Source organism: Liquorilactobacillus sicerae (assembly GCF_029916425.1).
In the GTDB taxonomy this organism is placed as follows: Bacteria; Bacillota; Bacilli; order Lactobacillales; family Lactobacillaceae; genus Liquorilactobacillus; species Liquorilactobacillus sicerae.
The window spans coordinates 1-461 of sequence record NZ_JAHAVQ010000216.1 but is presented as its reverse complement, the minus strand read 5'-3'; the positions used below and the strand labels follow the sequence as shown (position 1 = coordinate 461).

General features: G+C 39.5%; 1 pseudogene. It reads right to left on the bottom strand.

Annotation, left to right across the window (positions count from 1 at the left end):
- Window positions 1–461 (bottom strand): annotated as a pseudogene (locus tag KH893_RS12075) (DNA-directed RNA polymerase subunit beta); the annotation flags it as partial.

Below are 461 nucleotides of genomic sequence, written 5' to 3'. Positions count from 1 at the left end.
GTTTGGAATAACCGTCGTTCCATAAACGACCTTACCGGTTTTATCTGTATCTTCGTTGTAGTAAATTCCAGGAGAACGAACAAGTTGCGATACAACGACACGTTCGGCTCCGTTAATCACAAAGGAACCATATTCGGTCATTAATGGAAATTCGCCAAAATAAACATCCTGAGACTTAATTTCACCAGTCTCTTTGTTTGTCAAACGAAGAGTAACGTGCAGTGGAGCTGCATAGTTAACACCTTGGTCGCGGGATTCCTTTAACGAATATTTTGGTTCTCCCAATGAATAATCTACATATTCAAGTGATAATTTGCCAGCAAAATCTTCAATAGGCATAATATCATTGAACATTTCTTTAATACCTTTATCCATAAACCACTTATAAGAGGCGGTCTGGACTTCGGTCAACGGTGGGATTTCAAGCACTTCTTTAGCAGAAGAGTAACTGCGTCGAGTAA